Raw genomic sequence first — 2022 nt, forward strand, 5'->3', positions numbered from 1 at the left:
TGGCCACGCTGCAGGGCGAGCAGCCGCTGGTGCCGATCGAGGTGGACGCGCACGCCGTGTCCGCCATCGTCGCGGCCTGGACCGGCATCCCGCTGGGCAAGATGGTCAAGGACGACCTGAAGACCGTGCTGAACCTGCAGCCACTGATGGGGCAACGCATCATCGGCCAGCCACACGCGCTGGCCGCCATTGCGCAGCGCGTGCGCACCAGCCGCGCCAACCTCGAAGATCCGAACAAACCCAAGGGCGTGTTCATGTTCATCGGCCCCAGCGGCGTGGGCAAGACCGAGACGGCGCTGGCGCTGGCAGACCTGCTGTACGGTGGCGAGAAGAAGCTGGTGACGATCAACATGAGCGAGTACCAGGAGGCGCATTCGGTCTCCGGCCTGAAGGGCTCGCCACCGGGTTACGTGGGCTATGGCGAAGGCGGCGTGCTGACCGAAGCCGTGCGCCGCCAGCCCTACAGCGTGGTGCTGCTGGACGAAGTGGAGAAGGCCCACCCGGACGTGCTGGAGATGTTCTTCCAGGTCTTCGACAAGGGCGTGATGGACGATGCCGAAGGCCGCGAGATCGACTTCCGCAACACCACCATCATCCTGACCAGCAACATCGGCTCCTCGCAGATCATGCAGGCCTGCGTCAACAAGCCGGCCAGCGAGTATCCCGAAGCCGAGGCCCTGGCCGAGGCGCTGCGCCCTGTGCTCTACAAGAGCTTCAAGCCGGCCTTCCTCGGGCGCATGAAGGTGATCCCGTACTACGCGATTGGCGACGAGGCGCTCGACAGCATCATCCGCCTGAAGCTGGACCGCATTGCCAGGCGCGTGGGCAGCAACCACCAGGCCGAGTTCGCCTACGACGACAAGCTGGTCGACGCCGTGCTGGCGCGCTGCACCGAGGTCGACACCGGCGCGCGCAACGTGGACCACATCCTCAACGGCACGCTGCTGCCCGAGATCGCGGGCCAGGTGCTGGCGCGCATGGCCGAGGGCCAGGCGGTGCAGCGCATCAAGGTCAGTGCCGGCAAGAGCGGCGACTTCAAGTACACCGTGCAATGACGCTCACCTCGATGGCCACCTCGATGCTGGCCGCCGTCGGGTCATCGGCGCCGGCCGCCGTCACGTCCCTGCTGGGCGGCCACACCCAGGCCGAGCGCCTGCTGCGGCTGCACACGCCGCTGGGCGCAGATGTGCTGTTTGCCGAAGACCTGCACAGCTGGGAATGCATCGGCCCCTTCATCGGCCCCGCACTGCCGGGCAACGCGCAACTGGGACCGGCGCGCGCCGGCATGCGCCTCGTGGTGCATGCCTTCAGCGCAGACGCGCACCTGGAACTCAAGACATTGATCGGCCAGCCGGCGCTGGTCGAGCTGCTGTGCCAGGACAGCCGTGATGAACTGCGCCCCTGGCACGGCCACATCGTGGCCGCAGCCCTCACCGGCTCGGACGGCGGCCTGGCGCGCTACCGGCTGGTCATCGAGCCCTGGCTGGCCGTGCTGGCCCACCGGGTGGATTCGTTCGTGTTCCAGGACCTGTCGGTGCCGCAGATCATCGATGCGGTCTTTGCCGACTACCAGGGTCAAGGCCAGCTCGCCCCGCTGTGGCGCTGGGATCTCGCCGACGCCTCGGTCTACCCGCGCCGCAGCCTGTGCACCCAGTACCAGGAGAGCGACCTGGACTTCGTGCAGCGGCTGATGCTCGAGGAAGGCCTGTTCTGCTGGTGGGAACACACCGGTGCGGCCGACGACGACACACTGGGCAGCCACACGTTGGTGATCGCCGACCACAACGGCGCCTTTGCCGAGAACCGCCAGCCGGTGGTGCGCTTCACGCACAGCGACCACAGCTTCGGCGAAGACAGCCTGACCCGCTGGCGCAGCGTGCAGCGCGTGGCCAGCGCCCGGGTCGACCTGAGCAGCTGGGACCACCGCAGCCGCAGCACGCGGCCGGTGCAGGCTGGCGTGGAAGGCGGTCCGCTGGCCGAACTGAGCATCAGCGACACGCCCAGCAGCTACGCCTACGAGTC

At 68.0% G+C, this 2022-nt stretch carries 2 protein-coding genes; both read left to right on the top strand.

The genetic code is table 11. The features are described 5' to 3' along the window. Nucleotides 1–1055 (top strand): AAA family ATPase (locus FKP22_RS28445; protein ID WP_141291463.1); only part of this gene is annotated, 1055 nt, incomplete at its 5' end. Next, a partial coding sequence (locus tag FKP22_RS28450) for a type VI secretion system Vgr family protein (protein ID WP_211361635.1) occupies nt 1052–2022 on the top strand: 971 nt, incomplete at its 3' end. The genes FKP22_RS28445 and FKP22_RS28450, both read left to right, overlap by 4 nt.

This window comes from Ideonella azotifigens (assembly GCF_006519715.1).
GTDB classification, from domain to species: domain Bacteria; phylum Pseudomonadota; class Gammaproteobacteria; order Burkholderiales; family Burkholderiaceae_C; genus Ideonella; species Ideonella azotifigens.